This window comes from Aminobacter aminovorans, assembly GCF_900445235.1.
GTDB classification, from domain to species: domain Bacteria; phylum Pseudomonadota; class Alphaproteobacteria; order Rhizobiales; family Rhizobiaceae; genus Aminobacter; species Aminobacter aminovorans.
Window position 1 is genome coordinate 4496091 of record NZ_UFSM01000001.1, and the last position, 18972, is coordinate 4515062.

Annotated in this window: 20 protein-coding genes; 7 read left to right on the forward strand and 13 right to left on the reverse strand. The window is 63.0% G+C overall.

The window, feature by feature from the left end:
* Nucleotides 1–72 precede the first annotated feature (72 nt).
* From thrC to DY201_RS22165, 4 genes are read left to right on the forward strand one after another with little or no spacing between them, the layout of a single operon-like run.
* Nucleotides 73–1470 (forward strand): threonine synthase, encoded by a 1398-nt coding sequence (gene thrC / locus DY201_RS22150; RefSeq protein ID WP_115733088.1) that lies wholly within the window; start codon nucleotides 73–75, stop codon nucleotides 1468–1470.
* Nucleotides 1471–1484: 14 nt separating this feature from the next.
* Nucleotides 1485–2777: a M16 family metallopeptidase gene (locus tag DY201_RS22155; protein ID WP_115733089.1), complete on the forward strand. Its 1293-nt coding sequence runs from the start codon at nucleotides 1485–1487 to the stop codon at nucleotides 2775–2777.
* A gap of 15 nt (nucleotides 2778–2792) precedes the next feature.
* The gene (locus DY201_RS22160) at nucleotides 2793–3389 is read left to right on the forward strand and encodes a GNAT family N-acetyltransferase (RefSeq protein ID WP_115733090.1); all 597 of its coding nucleotides are present in this window, start codon (nucleotides 2793–2795) and stop codon (nucleotides 3387–3389) included.
* Nucleotides 3390–3391: 2 nt separating this feature from the next.
* Nucleotides 3392–6283, forward strand: coding sequence for an EAL domain-containing protein (locus DY201_RS22165; RefSeq protein WP_115733091.1), 2892 nt, complete (start codon nucleotides 3392–3394; stop codon nucleotides 6281–6283).
* On the opposite strand, the gene DY201_RS22170 is transcribed toward DY201_RS22165, so the two are convergent.
* Nucleotides 6274–6882 (reverse strand): YqgE/AlgH family protein, encoded by a 609-nt coding sequence (locus tag DY201_RS22170; RefSeq protein WP_115733092.1) that lies wholly within the window; start codon nucleotides 6880–6882, stop codon nucleotides 6274–6276. The genes DY201_RS22165 and DY201_RS22170 overlap by 10 nt on opposite strands.
* A gap of 148 nt (nucleotides 6883–7030) precedes the next feature.
* Between DY201_RS22170 and DY201_RS22175 the strand changes: the two genes are divergently transcribed.
* Entirely contained in the window at nucleotides 7031–7837 is an 807-nt protein-coding gene (locus DY201_RS22175; RefSeq protein ID WP_115733093.1) for a protein-disulfide reductase DsbD domain-containing protein, read from the forward strand.
* Between the two features lie 134 nt (nucleotides 7838–7971).
* Complete coding sequence (locus DY201_RS22180; RefSeq protein ID WP_115733094.1) at nucleotides 7972–8457, forward strand: peroxiredoxin; 486 nt, start codon at nucleotides 7972–7974, stop codon at nucleotides 8455–8457.
* Nucleotides 8458–8520: 63 nt separating this feature from the next.
* On the opposite strand, the gene rnhA is transcribed toward DY201_RS22180, so the two are convergent.
* The 12 genes from rnhA to coxB form a co-directional block, all read right to left on the reverse strand.
* Nucleotides 8521–8970, reverse strand: coding sequence for a ribonuclease HI (gene rnhA, locus DY201_RS22185; protein WP_115733095.1), 450 nt, complete (start codon nucleotides 8968–8970; stop codon nucleotides 8521–8523).
* Nucleotides 8967–9929: a homoserine kinase gene (locus tag DY201_RS22190; protein WP_115733096.1), complete on the reverse strand. Its 963-nt coding sequence runs from the start codon at nucleotides 9927–9929 to the stop codon at nucleotides 8967–8969. Before DY201_RS22190 ends, rnhA begins: the two co-directional genes overlap by 4 nt.
* Nucleotides 9929–10939: a 4-hydroxy-3-methylbut-2-enyl diphosphate reductase gene (gene ispH / locus DY201_RS22195; RefSeq protein WP_115733097.1), complete on the reverse strand. Its 1011-nt coding sequence runs from the start codon at nucleotides 10937–10939 to the stop codon at nucleotides 9929–9931. Before ispH ends, DY201_RS22190 begins: the two co-directional genes overlap by 1 nt.
* Before the next feature lie 155 nt (nucleotides 10940–11094).
* Nucleotides 11095–11832: an SURF1 family protein gene (locus tag DY201_RS22200; protein WP_115733929.1), complete on the reverse strand. Its 738-nt coding sequence runs from the start codon at nucleotides 11830–11832 to the stop codon at nucleotides 11095–11097.
* A gap of 14 nt (nucleotides 11833–11846) precedes the next feature.
* Complete coding sequence (locus DY201_RS22205) at nucleotides 11847–12233, reverse strand: DUF983 domain-containing protein (RefSeq protein ID WP_115733098.1); 387 nt, start codon at nucleotides 12231–12233, stop codon at nucleotides 11847–11849.
* Nucleotides 12230–12721, reverse strand: coding sequence for a L,D-transpeptidase family protein (locus DY201_RS22210; protein WP_115733099.1), 492 nt, complete (start codon nucleotides 12719–12721; stop codon nucleotides 12230–12232). Before DY201_RS22210 ends, DY201_RS22205 begins: the two co-directional genes overlap by 4 nt.
* Nucleotides 12722–12804: 83 nt before the next feature.
* Nucleotides 12805–13695, reverse strand: a complete 891-nt coding sequence (locus DY201_RS22215) for a cytochrome c oxidase subunit 3 (RefSeq protein ID WP_115733100.1) — start codon at nucleotides 13693–13695, stop codon at nucleotides 12805–12807.
* A gap of 1 nt (nucleotide 13696) precedes the next feature.
* On the reverse strand, nucleotides 13697–14329 hold the full coding sequence (locus DY201_RS22220) for a cytochrome c oxidase assembly protein (protein ID WP_245432067.1): 633 nt from the start codon (nucleotides 14327–14329) through the stop codon (nucleotides 13697–13699).
* Nucleotides 14330–14337: 8 nt separating this feature from the next.
* On the reverse strand, nucleotides 14338–14496 hold the full coding sequence (locus tag DY201_RS29160; RefSeq protein WP_165915792.1) for a hypothetical protein: 159 nt from the start codon (nucleotides 14494–14496) through the stop codon (nucleotides 14338–14340).
* Nucleotides 14496–15437: a heme o synthase gene (locus DY201_RS22225; protein ID WP_115733102.1), complete on the reverse strand. Its 942-nt coding sequence runs from the start codon at nucleotides 15435–15437 to the stop codon at nucleotides 14496–14498. Before DY201_RS22225 ends, DY201_RS29160 begins: the two co-directional genes overlap by 1 nt.
* 75 nt (nucleotides 15438–15512) lie before the next feature.
* Nucleotides 15513–17162 (reverse strand): cytochrome c oxidase subunit I, encoded by a 1650-nt coding sequence (gene ctaD / locus DY201_RS22230; RefSeq protein WP_115733103.1) that lies wholly within the window; start codon nucleotides 17160–17162, stop codon nucleotides 15513–15515.
* A 37-nt stretch (nucleotides 17163–17199) separates the two neighbouring features.
* Nucleotides 17200–18066 (reverse strand): cytochrome c oxidase subunit II, encoded by an 867-nt coding sequence (gene coxB / locus DY201_RS22235; RefSeq protein ID WP_115733104.1) that lies wholly within the window; start codon nucleotides 18064–18066, stop codon nucleotides 17200–17202.
* Nucleotides 18067–18480: 414 nt separating this feature from the next.
* Between coxB and DY201_RS22240 the strand changes: the two genes are divergently transcribed.
* Nucleotides 18481–18960 (forward strand): invasion associated locus B family protein, encoded by a 480-nt coding sequence (locus DY201_RS22240; RefSeq protein WP_245432147.1) that lies wholly within the window; start codon nucleotides 18481–18483, stop codon nucleotides 18958–18960.
* Nucleotides 18961–18972 lie beyond the last annotated feature (12 nt).

The following is an 18972-nucleotide window of genomic DNA, read 5'->3' on the forward strand; positions in this document are numbered from 1 at the left end:
TGCGACTGACGGAGCGCAGTTTTCCCGTCCTGCCGACAGGCAGCAGGTCGCATAGCCTTGGATTGGATAGATATGCACTATGTGAGCACCCGTGGGGAAGCGCCCACGCTCGGATTTTCTGACGCCGTACTTGCCGGCCTGGCACGCGACGGCGGCCTTTATCTCCCGGCGCAATGGCCGACTTTCAGCGCCGCCGAAATCCGGGCCATGCGTGGCCTCAGCTATCCCGATCTGGCGATCAGATTGCTGACCCCGTTCCTCGGCGGCGAGATCAAGCCTGAAGTCTTCGAGCGCCTGGTTCGCGAAGCCTACGGGGCGTTCCGCCATGAGGCAGTCTGCCCGCTGGTCCAGACCGGCGCCAACAGCTTCGTGCTCGAACTGTTTCATGGCCCGACTCTCGCCTTCAAGGACGTCGCCATGCAACTGCTGGCGCGGCTGATGGACCACGTGCTTGGCGAACGCGGCCAGCGCGCGACCATCGTCGGCGCCACCTCGGGCGACACGGGCGGCGCTGCCATCGAGGCATTTGCCGGGCGCGAACGCACCGACATCTTCATCCTGTTCCCGCATGGCCGCGTCTCGCCGGTGCAGCAGCGCCAGATGACGACGTCCGACGCCGCCAACGTGCATGCGCTGTCGATCGAAGGAAACTTCGACGACTGCCAGGGCCTGGTGAAGGACATGTTCAACGACCACGGCTTCCGCGACCGTGTCCAGCTTTCGGGCGTGAACTCGATCAACTGGGCCCGCATCATGGCCCAGATCGTCTATTACTTCTCCTCGGCCATCTCGCTCGGCGCACCTGACAGGCCTGTGTCGTTCACCGTGCCGACCGGGAATTTCGGCGACATCTTCGCCGGCTACGCCGCCAAGAAGATGGGACTGCCGATCGACCAGTTGGTCATCGCCACCAACGACAACGACATTCTCGACCGCACGCTGAAGAGCGGCGAGTACCGCCAGACCGGCGTGGTGGCCACCACCTCGCCATCGATGGACATCCAGGTTTCGTCCAACTTCGAGCGCCTGCTGTTCGAGGCCTCCAACCGCGATCCGGCGGTCGTGCGCCGCTACATGGCCAGCCTCAAGCAGTCGGGCGCCTTCACCATCGAAGCACAGGCGCTGGCCGCGATCCGCGGCGAGTTCGGTGCCGGCCGCGCCGACATGACTGAAACCGCAGCGACCATTCGCGCGACACTCGACGAGAGCGGCTACCTGCTCGATCCCCACACCGCGACCGCCGTGCATGTCGCATCCAGCCTGCCCAAAAGCGATGTGCCAATGGTCGTGCTTGCCACCGCGCATCCGGCCAAGTTCCCCGCCGCGGTGCTTGCGGCGAGCGGCATCGAGCCTGCTTTGCCAAAATGGCTGTCGGGGCTGATGGAACGTAAGGAAAAGTTCACGGTACTTCCATCAGAGATAAAAATGGTGGAAGATTACATTAGCCGCCGCACACGAGTGGCGGATTAGGGAGTACGCGTAACATGGGTGTTGAGGTAAGCCGTCTGTCGAACGGCCTGACAGTGGCCACTGAAACACTTCCAAGCGTAGAGACAGTCGCTCTCGGCACATGGGTCAAGTCAGGCGCGCGCAACGAGCGCGAAGACGAACATGGCATGGCCCACCTGCTCGAGCACATGGCTTTCAAGGGCACCAAGAACCGGACCGCGTTTCAGATCGCCTCGCAGATCGAAAATGTCGGCGGCGAGATCAACGCCGCGACATCGGTCGAGACGACCTCCTTCTACGCCCGCGTGCTGTCCGACGACATTCCGCTTGCCGTCGACATCCTGTCCGACATTCTCCAGGATTCCGAATTCGATCCGAATGAGCTCGAGCGCGAGCAGCACGTCATCCTGCAGGAAATCGGCGCCGCGCACGACACGCCCGACGACATCGTCTTCGATCGTTTCACCGAAACGGCCTTCCGTCACCAGACCATCGGCCGCTCGATCCTCGGCACGCCCGAGACGGTGCAGTCCTTCACCTCGGCGCATCTGCACGACTTCATGACCCGCCAGTATGGCGCAGAGCGCATGGTGGTGGTGGCCGCCGGCGACGTGAAGCACGATGAGTTCGTGCGCCAGGTCGAAAAGCGTCTCGGCAATTTCCGCCCCAAGGCTGAAAGCGCCATTCCGCAATACGCCCAGTATGTCGGCGGCGACTTCCGCGAGGACCGCGACCTGATGGACGCGCAGATCGTGCTCGGCTTCGAAGGCCGCGCCTATCATGTGCGCGATTTCTACGCCTCGCAGGTGCTGTCGATGATCCTCGGCGGCGGAATGTCGTCGCGCCTGTTCCAGGAGGTGCGCGAGAAGCGCGGCCTCTGCTACTCGGTCTATGCCTTCCATTGGGGATTTTCCGACACCGGCATCTTCGGCATCCACGCCGCCACCGGCCAGAGCGATATCGCCGAACTGATCCCTGTCATCATCAACGAACTGCAGCGGACCGGCGAAAGCATCCTGCTCGAAGAGCTGGACCGCGCCCGTGCACAATATCGCGCCGGCCTGATCATGTCGGCCGAGAGCTGTTCCAGCCGTGCCTCGCAGATCGCGCGCCAGCTCCTGCTGTTCGGCCGTCCGATCGCCAAGGAAGAGCTGATGGAGCGGCTGTCGGCGCTTACCGTCGAGCGTTTGACCGACCTGTCGTCGCGCCTGTTCTCGACCCGCCCGACAATCACCGCGGTCGGCCCCGTGGGCACGCTCGCGCCTTACGAATCAATCCTGGACTCGCTGCCGGGTGCACAGGCAACCGCCCGCAAGCTCGCCGTCTGAGCAGCATTTGCACGCATGTTCTCGCTCTCGCTTTTTCGCCGCGACACCCCGGCACTGAGAGGCGAACGCGTCAATCTGCGCCTGCCCAACTGGCGCGACTATCACGAATGGGTTGCCCTGCGCGCCGAGAGCCGCTCATTCCTCGAACCCTGGGAGCCGCGCTGGGCGCCAGACGAGCTTGACCGCTCGGCCTGGCGCATTCGTTTGGCCCGCTACCAGGATGAATTCATCCAGGGCACGGCGGCCGCCTTCTTCATCTACCAGAACTCGACAGGCAAGCTCGTCGGCGGCATCACGCTCGGCAATATCCGCTACGGCGTCGCCCAGACCGGGCATATCGGCTACTGGATCGGCGAGCGCTACGCCGGCCAGGGCCTGATGGTCGATGCCCTCAAGCTGGTCGTGCGGCATGCCTTCGATACGCTTCGGTTGCACCGGATCGAGGCTGCCTGTATCCCCGACAACGCACGCTCCGTACGCGTGCTTGAAAAAGCCGGATTCCGGCGCGAAGGACTTTTAAGATCCTACCTCAGGATCAACGGCGAATGGCATGACCACTACCTCTACGCACTGATTGCGGACGACCCGCAAGCTGTCACCATGAAGGCCTGAACTTGTCGAAGCATTTCCTGCTGGCGCCGTTGTTTGCGCTCATCGTTTCCATTGTCGCGAGCGTCTGCGCGGTGTCGCAGGCCCTGGCCGTGGAGCCGATCAAGATTTCCCGTGACGACGTCGCGCTGAACCTCACCGGCGCCGTCGAGATCTACCGGAATCAGGGCGAGAACTTCCAGGTTTCGACAGCTCCCGGCCTCGACGGCATCGTGCGCCGCATCGAGGTCGAAGCCAACGACAAGCGCCGCTCGACGGGCGACTGGGCCGTCTTCGCGCTTGCCAACACCACCGACCAGGTCATCGACCGACTGATCGTCGCCCCGCATTTCCGTCTCGTCGGTTCCGGCCTGTTCTGGCCCGACCTCGGTTCGAGCCGCATCGCCGCCATCACGCCGAGCGAAGGCTTCGCGCTCGACCGCCAGGCAAGCCCCGATGCCGACGTGTTCCTGATCACGCTCAACCCGAATTCGGTGGTGACCTTCATCGCCGAACTGGCCTCGCCCAAGCTGCCGCAGGTCTATCTGTGGGAACCCGAGGCCTACAAGGACACCGTCAATTCCTACACCCTGTTCCGCGGTATCGTCATCGGCATCGCCGGCCTGCTGGCGCTGTTCCTGACCATCCTGTTCGTGGTCAAGGGAACCTCGATGTTCCCCGCGACCGCAGCCCTTGCCTGGGCGGTGCTCGCCTATATCTGCGTCGACTTCGGCTTCCTCAACAAGGTCATCGAGGTTTCGCCCGGCAACGAGCAGATATGGCGAGCGGGCACGGAGGTGGCGCTTGCCGGCACCTTCGTCGTGTTCCTGTTTGCCTATCTCAACCTCAATCGCTGGCACGGCCATTTCAGCTACGGCGCCTTCGTCTGGGTCATCGGGCTGCTGCTCATCGCCGGTGTCGCCATCATCGATCCGGCGGTCGCTGCCGGCATCGCCCGCATCTCCTTTGCCGCCACCGCCCTCACCGGTCTCGGCCTGATCGTCTATCTCAGCATCCGCGGCTACGACCGCGCCATCATGCTGGTGCCCAGTTGGGCGATGGTGCTGATATGGCTCAGCGGCTCGTGGATGGCGATAACAGGCGTGCTCGACAACGACATCGTCCAGCCGGCGCTTGGCGGCGGCCTGATCCTGATCATCCTGTTGATCGGCTTCACCGTCATGCAGCACGCCTTCGCCGGCGGCGGCGCCCATCAGGGCCTGTTCAGCGACATGGAGCGGCAGGCGCTGGCCATCTCCGGTTCCGGCGACATCGTCTGGGACTGGGACGTGCTGCGCGACCGCGTCGTCACCCGCCCCGACGTCTCGATCCAGCTCGGCCTTGCGCCCAACAGCCTGGGTGGTGCCGCCCGCAACTGGCTGCCGGTGCTGCATTCCGACGACCGCGATACCTTCCGCACCACCCTCGACGTGGTGCTCGAGCACCGCCGTGGCCGTGTCTCGCAGAGCTTCCGCCTGCGCGGCGCCGATGGCCATTATCACTGGTTCTCGCTCAAGGCGCGGCCGGTGATCGGCTCCGACGGCGAAGTGATCCGCTGCGTCGGCACCATGGTCGACGTCACCGAGCAGAAGAAGTCCGAAGAACGGCTGCTGCACGACGCCGTGCACGACAACCTGACCGGCCTGCCCAACCGCGAACTGTTCATGAACCGGCTCGAGGCGATCATCTCGATCGCCCGCACCGAGGAGAAGGTGCGGCCGTCGGTGTTCGTCATCGACATCGACCGCTTCAAGCAGGTCAATGACGGCCTCGGCATCTCGGCCGGCGACACCATCCTTCTGACCATCGCGCGCCGTCTGCACCGCCTGCTCAAGCCCAAGGACTCGCTGTCGCGCTTTGCCGGCGACCAGTTTGCGCTGATGCTGTTGTCGGAGCAGGATCCCTCGCGCATCGCTGCCGTGGCCGACGCCATCAAGCAGGCGATCAAGGCGCCGATCACCTTCGCCAAGCGCGAGATCGTGCTGACCGCCTCCGTCGGCCTGATCACCTGGACCACCGCCCAGGCGACGGCCGAGGACATGGTCAAGGACGCCGAGCTTGCCATGCATCAGGCCAAGCGTTTCGGCGGTGACCGCATCGAGCCGTTCCGTCCGGCCTTCAGGACCGTCGGCACCGATCGCCTGCAACTCGAATCGGACCTGCGCCGCGCCATCGAGCGCAAGGAATTCACGCTGGCCTACCAGCCGATCGTGCGGCTTGAGGACGGCAGCGTCGCCGGCTTCGAGGCCTTGCTCCGATGGGATCATCCGCGTCGCGGCATGATCCCGCCTGGTGATTTCATCCCCGTTGCCGAAGGTTGCGGCCTGATCGTCCAGCTCGGTCTGTTCGCCATGCAGCGCGCCGCCGAAGATCTGGCCGAATGGCAGAAGCAGATCAGCGATGCGCCGCTTTCGGTGTCGGTCAACCTGTCGAGCCGACAGCTCATCCGGCGCGACCTCGTCAGCGACGTGCGCTCGGTCATCGCCCGGGCCAATCTCAAGCCGCGCTGCTTCCGCCTGGAGCTGACCGAGTCTCTGGTCATGGACAATCCAGAGCAGACCAACCACGTGCTGACCAAGCTCAAGCAGCTCGGCATCGGCCTGTCGCTCGATGATTTCGGCACCGGCTACTCGTCGCTCGCCTATCTGACCCGCTTCCCGTTCGACACCATCAAGATCGACAAGAGCTTCGTCGACGACACCTCGCCCAAGCGCGCGGTGCTGATCAAGTCGATGGTCAACATGGCGCACGAGCTCGGCCTGTCGGTGGTCGCCGAAGGCATCTCCGATGAAAGCGACGCGCTCGAACTGCGACAGATGGGCTGCGAATATGTGCAGAGCTTCATGTTCGGCGCGCCGGTTCCCGGCGATCAGGCACTGAAGATGCTGAAGGAGCAGTATCCGCTTGCTCAGGCGTGACCGGCAGCGCTGCTGAGCCGCGCAAGGTCGATGCCGAGCGTGGCCAATATGCGGTCGTATTTGCGGTCGATGTCGGTGTCGAACAGAAGCTCCGACGTCGCCGGGCAGGTCAGCCAGCCATTCTCGGCAATCTCGCTTTCGAGCTGGCCGGCACCCCAGCCTGAATAGCCCAGCGCCATCAAGGCATGGCGCGGCCCGCGCCCGGCGGAAATCGCGCGCAGGATATCGACGGTTGCCGTCAGGCAGATCTCTTCCGAGACAGGCAGCGAGGATTCGACCTTGTAGTCGTCGCTGTGCAGCACGAAACCACGGCTGCGATCGACCGGACCGCCATTGCGGACGATGAAGTCCTTGGCCTTCATCGGCAGCCTTATCGCTTCCTGCTCGTCGAGGATACCGAGTTGCACCAGCAGATCCGGAAACAGCAGCGGCTGGACCTGGTTGATGATCAGGCCCATGGCGCCTTCGTCGCTATGGGCACAGATGTAGATCACGGCGCGCGAGAACCTGTCGTCCTTCATCCCCGGCATGGCGATGAGGAACTGATCGTCGAGAAAACCGCGCTGCGAGGCGCCCTTTTTCTGGCGTAAGAGGTCCATGGCTTGAAGGTATCGCGTTTCCTGCCGTCTTGAAAGATGGCGCACGGCGCGGCGCGTTCATCTTTTGACAGACAACGTCACGCAAAAATGATGCGATGTGTTGGCGCCCCCTGTTGCGGACGCCGCGAGAGGCTATCAAATCACCGCCATGAAAATTGCGCTCCATTCCGCGATCAGCCTCTGCGCGGCACTGCTTTCTGCAGCTCCGGTCCACGCTTCGTCCTCAGCCTGGTTCGAGGCCGATGGTGGTCGTTTCCGCCTCGTCACCTCAGGGGCGCCTGACGCTTCCGGCAAGCTCCAGGGCGTGCTCGACATCGAGCTCAAGCGCGGCTGGAAGACCTACTGGCGCGATCCCGGCAATTCCGGCGTGCCGCCGCAGATCGATATTTCGGCAAGCCGCAACGTTTCTGGCGCTGACTTCGCCTACCCGGCCCCGCGCCGCCACGATGACGGTTATGCCAAATGGGCCGGCTACGACCATTCCGTGCGCCTGCCTGTCAGCTTCACAGTCGCAGCCCCAGGCGAGCCGGCGACCATCACCGCTGACGTGTTCCTCGGCGTCTGCGAGACGATCTGCGTACCGGTGCAGGCCAAGCTCGAAGTCAACCCTGCCGCCGATCCCGATAACCCCGGCGATGCCATCCTGGTGAAGACAGCCCTGGCCGCCCTTCCCGGTGCTGCACAGCCGGATTTTGGCGCCACGCTGGAGCCGGCCGAAGGCGATCACGTCTCTATCGTGGCAACAGCACCCGGCCCCGCTGACGCACTGGACGTCTTCGTCGCCGGCGTTGACGGCTACGTCCTCGGCCCCCCGGAGCGGCACGTCGCGGGCGGCAAGGCGGTGTTCACCGTCAAGATGCTCGAACGCCCCGACACAAAACCCTCCGGCAGGGGCCTGCCCTACACACTGACCAGCGCTGCTGGCGCGGTCGAAGGATTTTTGCCTTATCCCTGACTTTTGCCCCAGCCCTGAAAAGGGCTGTCCAGCTTCCTATATCCAGCTGGCCATTGGACGCGGACGACATCTGCGCTAGGTGAGGTGCGCGTCCTTCCGATTTCAACTCGAACACTACGCTTACGAGGAAATTCATGACCATTTCGATCGGCGACAAGTTGCCCGCGGCCACGTTCAAGACGATGACCGCCGATGGCGCCAAGAGCATCAGCTCCGATGAGATCTTTGCTGGCAAGAAGGTCGTGCTGTTTGCGGTCCCAGGCGCCTTCACGCCGACCTGCAGCAACAACCACCTGCCCGGCTTTGTCGAAAACCATGACGCCATCATCGCGCGCGGCGTCGATACCATTGCAGTCGTCTCGGTCAACGACGTCCACGTCATGGGCGCATGGGCCCGGTTCAGCGGCGGCGAAGGCAAGGTGCAGTTCCTCGCCGACGGCAGCGGCGACTTCGCCCGTGCCATCGGCCTCGACACCGACCTCTCGGCGGCCGGCATGGGCCTGCGCTCGCAGCGTTATTCGATGATCGTCGAAGACGGCAAGGTTGCCCAGCTCAACCTGGAGGGCGCACCCGGCCAGGCCGTCGAGTCAGGGGCTGCCCGCATTCTCGAACAGCTCTGAGACTGAAACGGGCGCGCGGCCTTGCGGCGGCGCGCCCCACTCGAACCTGCCAGAATTCTGGGCCTATGCCTTGCGGCCACTCTTGAACGGCGCCATGCCCTCACGCGCGAGCTCGTCGGCACGTTCGTTCTCTGGATGGCCGGCATGGCCCTTGACCCAGTGCCACGTCACCTTGTGACGCCTGTTGGCCTCGTCCAGCGCCTGCCAGAGCTCGCCGTTCTTGACCGGCTTCTTGTCGGCGGTCTTCCAGCCATTCTTCTTCCAGCCATGGATCCATTTCGAGATCCCGTCCATGACGTATTTGCTGTCAGTGTGCAGGTCGATCTCGCACGGTTCCTTGAGGGAGTTCAGGGCAGATATGGCAGCCAGCAACTCCATACGGTTGTTGGTGGTCTCCGCCTCGCCGCCCGACAGCTCCTTGACCTTGGCCTTGTAGCGCAGGAGCGCGCCCCAGCCACCCGGACCCGGATTGCCCGAGCAGGCGCCATCGGTGAAAATTTCAACTTGCTTCATTTCAATCCGTATTCCTGGGCAGTCTTGATCGTCCGATGGAAGCGCATGCGGCGGATATATTCCGACGGGTCACGCTTCATCACCAGGCCGCCATCCGGCACCGTCAGCCAGTCATAGAGCCGCGTCAGCATGAAGCGCAGCGCCGAGCCGCGCGCCAGGATGGGCAGCGCGGCCTTCTCCTCACCGCTCAGCGGGCGGATGCTCTGATAGCCGTCAAGCAGGGCCGTGCCCTTGGTCAGGTTGAAGGAAAAATCCTTTTCGAAGCACCAGGCATTGAGGCAGGTGGCGAGGTCGTAGGCGTAGGCGTCGTTGCAGGCGAAATAGAAGTCGATCAGGCCCGACAGCTTGTCGCCGAGGAAAAACACATTGTCCGGGAACAGGTCGGCGTGGATGACGCCCGACGGCAGGTTCTTCGGCCAGTTCTTCTCGAACTCGGCAAAATCGGAGTCGACTTCCCGGGCCAGCCCCGGCTCGACCTCATCGGCGCGCGGATGGGCCGCATCCCACAGCTTGCGCCAGCCATCGATGGCGAGCGCGTTCGGCCGCGTCATCGCGAAATCCCGGCCGGCGACATGCAATTCGGCCAGCGCCCTGCCGACCTCGCGGCAATGCACGACCTGGGGCCGGCGCAGCCACATGCCTTCGAGGAAGGTGATGATCACGGCCGGACGGCCTGCCAGCGTGCCGATGACGTTGCCATCCTTGCCGTCGACCGGCAGCGGGCAGGAAATGCCCTTATGGGCGAGATGCTGCATCAGGCCGAGGAAGAACGGCAGGTCGGCCTTGTCGACCCGCTTCTCGTAGAGCGTCAGGATGTAGGCCCCTGTCGTGGTGTGCAGCAGGAAGTTGGTGTTCTCGGTGCCCTCGGCGATGCCCTTGTAGGACAGCAGCTCGCCCACCGGATAATTGCGCAGGAACGCTTCGAGCTCGCCCTCGCCGACGTCGGTATAGACAGCCATCAGCCGTTTCCGTTGACGAAGGCCATGTCGGCCGGCGTCAGCTCGACGTCGCGCAGTACCCGCATCACCGGAAATTCCTCCGTCTCGGTCGCCGTGATGGCGAGTTCCACGTTCACTTCGAAGCGCTCGCGGAAAGCGTTGATGATCTCGTCGACGATGATCTCAGGCGCCGAAGCCCCCGCCGACAGACCCAGCGTAGCGATGCCGCCGATGTCGTTCCACGGGATCTCCGACGCGCGCTGAACCAGCAGCGACATCTTGGCCCCTGCCCGCTCGGCGACTTCGACGAGGCGGCGCGAATTGGACGAGTTGGGCGCGCCGACGACCAGATAAAGGTCAGAGCCCGGCGCCGTCTCCTTCACCGCGTCCTGGCGGTTGGTGGTGGCGTAGCAGATCGATTCGGCGGCGGGCGCCTCCATCGCCGGGAACTTCTCCTGCAGCGCCTTCAGGATGCCTGCCGTGTCCTCCACCGAAAGCGTCGTCTGGGTGACGAAGCCGAGCGCTGCGGGATCGGCCGGCGTGAAATTGCGGACGTCGGCCTCGGTTTCGATCAGCGTGACCGCACCCTCGTCCAGCTGGCCCATAGTGCCGATCACCTCGGGGTGGCCGGCATGGCCGATGAGCAGCACGTGGCGTCCCTTGCGCTGGTGGCGCATCGCCTGCTTGTGAACCTTTGAGACCAGCGGACAGGTGGCGTCGAGATAGAAGAGGTTACGCGCCACTGCATCCGCCGGCACCGACTTCGGCACGCCATGGGCGGAAAACACCACGGGCGCATCCTGATGCTCGACAGGAATCTCGCTCAGTTCCTCGATGAACACCGCACCAAGGTTCTGGAGCCCCTCGACGACGTAGCGGTTATGCACGATCTCGTGGCGGACATAGACCGGCGCGCCGTATTTCTTGAGCGCCAGCACAACGATCTGGATCGCCCGGTCGACGCCAGCGCAAAAGCCGCGCGGTTGGCAGAGCCTGATCGTCAGGGGCGGTTTGGCAATCGTCTGGAGCATCTAATCCGCTTCTTCGTTCAGGTGCCGAAATGATGTCTGTGCCCCCTTGCTGTCAAGGGAGGCTAGGGCGCCGCGCGTCGTCTTTGACGCGCAAAGGACGCTGTAGCACTCTGAAATTGTGCATGATCCCTAATTCCGGGATCATGCACGGGCGCTCATTTGCCTTCGGGCCGGCGCAGCAGCCAGACGCCCATGACGCCCAGCAGCGCCGCTGCCAGGCCATACCAGGTCACCGCGTATTGCAGGTGATTGTTTGGCATGTCGACCATGGTCACGCCACCGACCGGCAGGCCGCCGGGATTTGGCGTCTTGTCGGCATCGATGAAGAACGGTAGCACGACGGCATCGCCAGGCAGCCCGGCGCTTTTCGCCATGGCGTCCCGGTCCTTCCAGTAGAAGACGTTCTTCACCAGATCGTTGTCAGGCACCAGCGAACCCGGCTTTCCTTCCAGCGGATTGCGCGCCAGCCCGACGATGCTGACAGGTCCCGTCACCTGGCCAGCCGGACGCTTGGCAGCGTCCTTGAGATCGTAGGGAACAAAGCCGCGATTCACCAGCGCGAAGCGGCCATCGTCCAGCTTCAGCGGGGTGTAGACGTAAAAGCCCGACTGGCCTTCCCATGTTGCCAGGAAGTGTCGCTCGCCTTCATGCACAAAGGTGCCCGAAAGCGTAACCGGCCAATAGTCGACGTCGCCGGTGGCGCGGTACCTCACTTCCATTTCCGCCAATGGCAGCGGCTGCGACTTCGTGCGCTCGGCGATCTGGGCAATCAGATCCTCTTTCCAATAGAGGCGCTGGACCTGCCAGCTGCCAAGCGCAAGCAGCAGCGCAAAGGCAATCGTGCCGAGAACGAGCATCAACACATGCCCGGAACGCCGCGCCGGGGCCGTCATCGTCTTTTGCTGGATCATTCGCCCTTGTCCAAACGCCCTTCGGCTGCCTTGTTGCGATACTGCAGCGTTATCAGCACGCCCTTGATGAGGCGCAGCGAGCCGAGGCTGAGAACCACGGTCAACGGAATCCACAACAGCAGATGAAGCCACAGCGGAGGGCCGAAATTGACCTCGAGCCATAGCGCGAGCCCGACCACGACAAAGCCGATGATCAGGATGACGAACACCGCCGGTCCATCGCCGGCGTCGGCAAAGGAATAGTCGAGCCCGCAGACGCCGCATTCCTTGCCGACGGACAGGAAGCTGGAAAACAGCTTGCCTTCGCCGCAACGCGGACAGCGCCCCTTGAGCCCGGCCGCGATCGGTTCGACCGGCGGCCAGATCGCCTTGTCCTCACTCATGGATTTATCTCTATGGGAGTGCCGTTTGCGACCATCTGCCAGATCTCTGCCATATCCTCGTCGGTAACGGCGATGCAGCCGTTCGTCCAATCGAACAGCTGCATCAGCCAGGACCACCAGCCGTACCCGTTCGGTTGTCCATGGATCATAATCATTCCACCCGGTTCGACACCTGCCCTCTTTGCCGCAGCGACATCGTCGGCATCGGGATAGGAGATGTGGATCGACCTGAAGTAGCCGCTTTCAGGATTGCGCCAGTCGAGCACGTAGCGGCCTTCAGGCGTGCGTTCGTCGCCTTCCCTTGCCTTGTGCCCCACCGGGTTCGCACCGAGCGCCATGGCGTAGCTGCTAACCACCTTGTCGCCGGAGAGAAGTTCGAGCCGGCGCTCAGACTTGTCGACGCGGACGAGATCGACCTCGCCCGCATGGGCGGTCATAGTCAAGGCAGACAGGGCAATCATGAGAACGGCGAAGCGGCTTGTCGGCATGCCGCATGATTGCACCGGGAAAGCGCCCAAAAAGAGAAGGCGGCCGCGTTGCCGCGACCGCCTTGCATCAGAAACCGGATAGATCAGTGGCCGTGGGCGATGGTGCCGCCAACCGAACCCCAGATGTAGATCGCGGCGAACAGGAACAGCCACACCACGTCGACGAAGTGCCAGTACCAGGCAGCCGCCTCGAAGCCGAAATGCTGCTTTGGCGTGAAACCGCCGGCCATGGCGCGGAACAGGCAGACCAGCAGGAAGATGGTACCGACGATGACGTGGAAGCCGTGGAAACCGGTCGCCATGAAGAAGGTCGCGCCGTAGATCGAGTCCTTGAAGGCGAACGGAGCGTGGATGTACTCGTAAGCCTGCACGAACGAGAACAGGATGCCGAGGCCCACGGTGATCGCCAGGCCGTTGATCAGGCCCTTGCGGTCGTTGTGCAGCAGCGCATGGTGCGCCCATGTCACGGCCGTACCGGACAGCAGCAGGATGATCGTGTTGTAGAGCGGCAGGTGGAACGGATCGAGTATCTCGATGCCCTTCGGAGGCCAGACACCGCCGGTGAATTCGGCGCGCATGACCTGGTGCGCTTCATTCGGGAAGAGCGCCGCGTCGAAGAACGCCCAGAACCAGGCGACGAAGAACATCACCTCGGAGGCGATGAACATGATCATGCCATAGCGCAGGTGCAGCGAGACGACGCGGGTATGGTGACCCTCATTGCCTTCCTTGATCGTATCCGACCACCAGCCGAACATGGTGTAGAGAACGATCAGCAGGCCGATCAGGAAGATCCAGTAGTTGGCGCTGGCCACGTTGTAGCCGAAGACCGGAAAGCTGCCGCCCTTGAGGTGCTGCATCCAGGCGACGCCGCCGAATGCCATGATCAGCGCGCCCATCGAGGCGAGGAACGGCCATGGGCTGGGATCGATGATGTGATAGTCGTGTTGTGGTTTCGCGTGCGCGTCTGCCATATCAGCCCCCGGCTTTTCCGTCGGAATTAACATTTTTCGCTTCGCCGTCAAGCTTGGGCGCGACAGCAACAGGCTTTTCCCCGGCAATGGGGAAGAAGGTATAGGAAAGCGTGATCGTCTTGACGTCCTTCATCTCAGGCACGTTGACGATTTCCGGATCGACGAAGAAGACGACCGGCATGTCGAGCGTTTCGCCCGGCTTCAGCGTCGTGTCGGTGAAGCAGAAGCACTCGACCTTGTTGAAATAAGCGCCGGCGATCTCCGGCGTGACGTTGAACGTCGCGCGGCCCTGGGTCGGCGTGTCGAAGACGTTCGTCGCCGTGTAGTGGATCTGCTTCGTCTCGCCGATCTTGATCTGGACGTCGCGGGCCACGGGCTGGAAGTCCCACGGCAGGCCGCCCGACACATTGGCGTCGAAGCGGACAGTGATCTCGCGATCGAGGATCTTGTCGGAATACTGCTCGACACGCTGCGTCGTACCGCCATAGCCGGTGATCTGGCAGAACATGGCGTAGAGCGGCACCGCGGCATAGGCCATGCCGACCATGCCGCCGACGAAGGCCACGCACATGCCCGCAACCATCCGGTTGGAGCTCTGCTTCTTCGGATCGACGGCCAGCTTGTCGTTGGTCATGCCACTGCTCATAGCGGCCGATCCAGGATGGCCGGGCCGAACTTGGCGATCGTGGCGAGGTAGAAGATGATGACGAGTGCCGCCAACGCCAGACCGATGGCGACGTTACGGCTGCGACGCGCCTTCTTCTGCTTGTCGGTGAGGGTCACCAGATCCTTGTCCGACATCATGCACCTCCAAGCGCAAAGACACGCTCGATGACGCTGTCGGCGAGATAGGCCGCAAAGATCACGAACAGATAAAGCAGCGAATAGGCAAAGAGCTGCTTGGCGGGCTTCATCACACGGTCGCTGTCGGGCATCTGGAGGACCTTCCAGGCGTACCAGACAAAGCCCGCACCAAGCGCCATCGCAACCACGCCATAACCGATGGTGGTGTAGCCGAGTAGCCAGGGCGCTACACCGACGGGCGCGAGCAGCAGCGAATATGCGAAGATCTGGCGACGCGTCGAGGCTTCGCCGGCGACATTCGGCATCATCGGGATGCCGGCGCGCTCATAGTCCTGCGACTTGAACAGCGCGAGCGCCCAGAAGTGGGGAGGCGTCCACAGGAACGTGATGAGGAAGAGCACGACGCTCTCGAAGCTGACCGACCCGGTCACGGCAGCCCAGCCGATCATCGGCGGCAGCGCACCAGCCGCGCCACCAATGACGATGTTCTGCGGCGTCCAGCGCTTGAGCCACATCGTGTAGATGACGGCATAGAAGAAAATGGTGAAGGCGAGCAGAGCCGCCGAAAGCCAGTTGACGAGGACGCCGAGCGTCATCACCGACAAGACCGAGAGCACGAGGCCGAAGGTCAGCGCTTCATGCGGCGTCACCTTGCCCGACGGCACCGGCCGGCTCGCCGTGCGCGTCATGACGGCGTCGATGTCGGCGTCGTACCACATGTTGAGCGCACCCGAAGCACCCGCACCGATGGCGATCGCCAGGATCGCGACAACGGCGAGGAACGGGTTGATGGTCTCGGGCGCGGCAACCATGCCGACAAAGGCGGTGAAGACCACCAAGGACATGACGCGCGGCTTCAGCAGGGCGAAGAAATCGCCCGCCGTCGCTTCCGACATGCGGATGGTTTGATCGTCAAACCGGTTGTGGACAAGGGCCATGCGTACTTACGTCCAGTCGTTCCGTTTGGCCGAAGCCGCCGGTCAGGCCGGCGGCTCCGTAGTTCAGTCTGTGCCTTACTTGATCTTCGGCAGCTGTTCCCACTGGTGGAAGGGCGGCGGCGAAGGCAGCTGCCATTCGAGCGTGGTCGCACCATCGCCCCAGGGGTTGGCACCGGCGACGCGCTTCTTGGAGAAGGCTTCGAAGACACCGAACAGGAAGATCAGCACGCCGATGGCCGAGATATACGAGCCGTAGGACGACACCGCGTTCCAGCCGGCATAGGCATCCGGATAGTCGATGTAGCGGCGCGGCATGCCGGCGAGGCCGAGGAAGTGCTGCGGGAAGAATATCAGGTTCACGCCGACGAAGGTCACCCAGAAGTGGGTGTTGGCGATCGCCGCCGAGTACATGTAGCCGGTCATCTTCGGGAACCAGTAATACCAGGCCGCGAAGATCGCAAACACGGCACCCAGCGACAGCACGTAGTGGAAGTGCGCCACGACGTAGTAGGTGTCGTGCAGCGAACGGTCGAGACCGGCATTGGCCAGTTGCACGCCGGTGACGCCACCGACGGTGAACAGGAAGATGAAGCCGATCGCCCAGATCATGGGCGTCTTCATCGAGATCGAGCCGCCCCACATGGTGGCGATCCAAGAGAAGATCTTCACACCGGTCGGAACCGCGATGACCATCGTGGCGAACACGAAGTAGCGCTGCGTGTCGAGCGACAGGCCGGTGGTGTACATGTGGTGAGCCCACACGACGAAGCCGACAGCGCCGATGGCGACCATGGCGTAGGCCATGCCGAGGTAACCGAAGATCGGCTTGCGCGAGAAGGTCGACACGATGTGGCTGACGATGCCGAAGCCCGGCAGGATCAGGATGTACACTTCCGGGTGACCGAAGAACCAGAACAGGTGCTGGAACAGGATCGGGTCGCCGCCACCTTCAGGCGCGAAGAAGGTCGTGCCGAAGTTGCGGTCGGTCAGAAGCATGGTGATGCCGCCCGCCAGGACCGGCAGGGAAAGCAGCAGCAGGAAGGCGGTGATCAGCACCGACCAGGCAAACAGCGGCATCTTGTGCAGCGTCATGCCCGGAGCGCGCATGTTGAAGATGGTGGTGATGAAGTTGATCGCACCGAGGATCGACGAGGCGCCAGCGATGTGCAGCGACAGGATCGCCAGATCCATTGCCGGGCCAGGCTGTCCCGAGGTCGAGAGCGGCGGATAGATCGTCCAGCCGCCGCCGACGCCATGAGCACCGGGAGCGCTCGGCATGAAGGCCGAGAGGATCAGCAACAGGAACGCGGGCGGAAGCAGCCAGAACGAGATGTTGTTCATGCGCGGGAACGCCATGTCAGGCGCGCCGATCATGATCGGAACCATCCAGTTGGCGAAGCCGCCGATCAGCGCGGGCATGACCATGAAGAAGATCATGACCAGACCGTGGGCCGTCGTGAACGCGTTGAACATGCTCTTGCCGGCGTCGATCGCCGCATCGCCTTCAACGCCATAGACCATCGAGGCCAGGCCGTGGAAGATCTGGATGCCCGGCTCGGCGAGCTCCCAGCGCATCATGACGGACAGGAATCCGCCGATGCAGCCTGCCATGATCGCGAAGATCAGGTAGAGCGTTCCGATATCCTTGTGGTTGGTCGAGTACACCCACCGAACCCAGCCCTTCGGCTTGTGGTCGTGATGGTCGTGAGCTGCAGCGCCTGCCATGTTCCGCTCCGTTCCCTGATCCCTATTCTACCGTGGCTCAGTTGCCAGCGGCCGCGACCTTGGCCGCACCGTCCGTCTCGGCCATCAGCGCCTTGTTGGCACCCGGCAGATCGGTCTTAGCGGCGGCTAGCCACGTATTGTACTGTGCGTCGGAGACGACGCGGATTGCGATCGGCATGTAGGCGTGGTCCTTGCCGCAAAGCTCGGAGCACTGGCCGTAATAGAGGCCTTCCTTCTCAGCCTTGAACCAGATCTCGTTGATACGCCCCGGCACCGCGTCCGTCTTCACGCCGAAGGCCGGCATGGCGAAAGCGTGGATGACGTCGCTGGCGGTGACGAGCACGCGAACCAGCGTGTTGATCGGAACGACGATTTCATTGTCGACGGCGAGAAGGCGCGGATATGCGGCCCTGTCTTCCTTGCCGGCCGCGGCGCGGTCAGCGTCGGCGAGCATCGCCGAGTTGAAGGAGAGCGGCTCGGCATTCTGGTACTCGTAGTCCCAGTTCCACTGATTGGCGGTCGCCTTGATGGTCAGCTTCGCATCTTCCGGCGGCGAATACTGCGCCGTCAGCAGTTGGAACGACGGAATGGCCAGGAACAGCAGGATGACAACCGGACCGACGGTCCAGATGACCTCGATCAGCGTGTTGTGGCTGGTGCGCGACGGCACCGGGTTGGCGCTCGCGCGGAACCGCCAGATGCAATAGGCCAGCAGGAAAAGAACGAACAGCGTAATCGGAACGATGAACCACAGCGTGTAGTGCTCGAACCAGGTGATCTGTTCCATGATGCCGGTCGCGGCCGGCTGGAAAGTGGTTTGCCAAGGCGTCGGCTGAGCCGCATAGGCCGCGACGCTGGCAAGGGAAGCAGTCGCCGCGACGGCGCTAGCAAAGATCTTTCTCATCGCCCTCTGTATCTCCCATTTCCGTGCGGGCGTAGCCGCAAGGACATCGTGCCGCTCCGGGACGGGAATCCCAGAGACGTTCGGAGGTTCAAACCATACTCTCTTTATAACCGCAAGGAAGCAGAGGCTTAACCCGTGCGGCATTTTTGCGCGCAGGCGCAGAGGCTGGCGCCGCGACGCGTTTGGCGCTAGGTGAAGAACGCGCAGGCGAAAGGCCAATTGCCCCGCTTGTGCTGCCATGCCCTGAAAAGGCGTCGCAATTCGGGCCAAATTGGCTTCGAATGTCTGGAAAACCTGAGATTGCAGGATGGCGAAGGCGCCGTCTTGTTATTTACTTGCTGCCTGCACGGCCTGATAGTCGTGATTCGCAATGGAGCCGTCATGAAGTCTGGGCTTTTCAAAACCGTGGCGAAGATGCTCGTCGCTGCCGCCTGCGTGGTACCCATGCAAGCCGGCGCGCAGCAGAGCGGCACGGTCAAGTCCACCCACGGCGCATGGTCGATCATCTGCGACACGCCTGCGGGCGCCACCAACGAACAATGCGTGATGATGCAGAACGTGATTGCCGAGGACCGCCCCGAGATGGGGCTTTCGGTGGTCATTCTGCGCACGGCAGACAACAAGGCCGAGATTCTGCGCGTGCTCGCGCCGCTCGGCGTGCTGCTGCCCAACGGCCTTGGCCTCAATGTCGACCAGAAGGACATCGGCCGCGCCTATTTCGTGCGCTGCTTCCAGGACGGCTGCTACGCCGAGGTGATCCTCGACAAGACGCTGCTCGACACGCTGAAGACCGGCAAGTCGGCGACTTTCATCGTCTTCCAGACGCCCGAGGAAGGCATCGGCATCCCTGTCGATCTCAATGGCTTCGGCGAGGGCTTCGCCGCCCTGCCGTAAGCGTTTGGCACC

Coding starts and splice junctions, on each gene's coding strand:
- thrC (WP_115733088.1), top strand. CDS start 73: ATGCACTATGTGAGCACCCGTGGGGAAGCGCCCACGCTCGGATTTTCT.
- DY201_RS22155 (WP_115733089.1), top strand. CDS start 1,485: ATGGGTGTTGAGGTAAGCCGTCTGTCGAACGGCCTGACAGTGGCCACT.
- DY201_RS22160 (WP_115733090.1), top strand. CDS start 2,793: ATGTTCTCGCTCTCGCTTTTTCGCCGCGACACCCCGGCACTGAGAGGC.
- DY201_RS22170 (WP_115733092.1), bottom strand. CDS start 6,882: ATGGACCTCTTACGCCAGAAAAAGGGCGCCTCGCAGCGCGGTTTTCTC.
- DY201_RS22175 (WP_115733093.1), top strand. CDS start 7,031: ATGAAAATTGCGCTCCATTCCGCGATCAGCCTCTGCGCGGCACTGCTT.
- DY201_RS22180 (WP_115733094.1), top strand. CDS start 7,972: ATGACCATTTCGATCGGCGACAAGTTGCCCGCGGCCACGTTCAAGACG.
- rnhA (WP_115733095.1), bottom strand. CDS start 8,970: ATGAAGCAAGTTGAAATTTTCACCGATGGCGCCTGCTCGGGCAATCCG.
- DY201_RS22190 (WP_115733096.1), bottom strand. CDS start 9,929: ATGGCTGTCTATACCGACGTCGGCGAGGGCGAGCTCGAAGCGTTCCTG.
- ispH (WP_115733097.1), bottom strand. CDS start 10,939: ATGCTCCAGACGATTGCCAAACCGCCCCTGACGATCAGGCTCTGCCAA.
- DY201_RS22200 (WP_115733929.1), bottom strand. CDS start 11,832: ATGACGGCCCCGGCGCGGCGTTCCGGGCATGTGTTGATGCTCGTTCTC.
- DY201_RS22205 (WP_115733098.1), bottom strand. CDS start 12,233: ATGAGTGAGGACAAGGCGATCTGGCCGCCGGTCGAACCGATCGCGGCC.
- DY201_RS22210 (WP_115733099.1), bottom strand. CDS start 12,721: ATGCCGACAAGCCGCTTCGCCGTTCTCATGATTGCCCTGTCTGCCTTG.
- DY201_RS22215 (WP_115733100.1), bottom strand. CDS start 13,695: ATGGCAGACGCGCACGCGAAACCACAACACGACTATCACATCATCGAT.
- DY201_RS22220 (WP_245432067.1), bottom strand. CDS start 14,329: ATGACCAACGACAAGCTGGCCGTCGATCCGAAGAAGCAGAGCTCCAAC.
- DY201_RS29160 (WP_165915792.1), bottom strand. CDS start 14,496: ATGTCGGACAAGGATCTGGTGACCCTCACCGACAAGCAGAAGAAGGCG.
- DY201_RS22225 (WP_115733102.1), bottom strand. CDS start 15,437: ATGGCCCTTGTCCACAACCGGTTTGACGATCAAACCATCCGCATGTCG.
- ctaD (WP_115733103.1), bottom strand. CDS start 17,162: ATGGCAGGCGCTGCAGCTCACGACCATCACGACCACAAGCCGAAGGGC.
- coxB (WP_115733104.1), bottom strand. CDS start 18,066: ATGAGAAAGATCTTTGCTAGCGCCGTCGCGGCGACTGCTTCCCTTGCC.
- DY201_RS22240 (WP_245432147.1), top strand. CDS start 18,481: ATGCTCGTCGCTGCCGCCTGCGTGGTACCCATGCAAGCCGGCGCGCAG.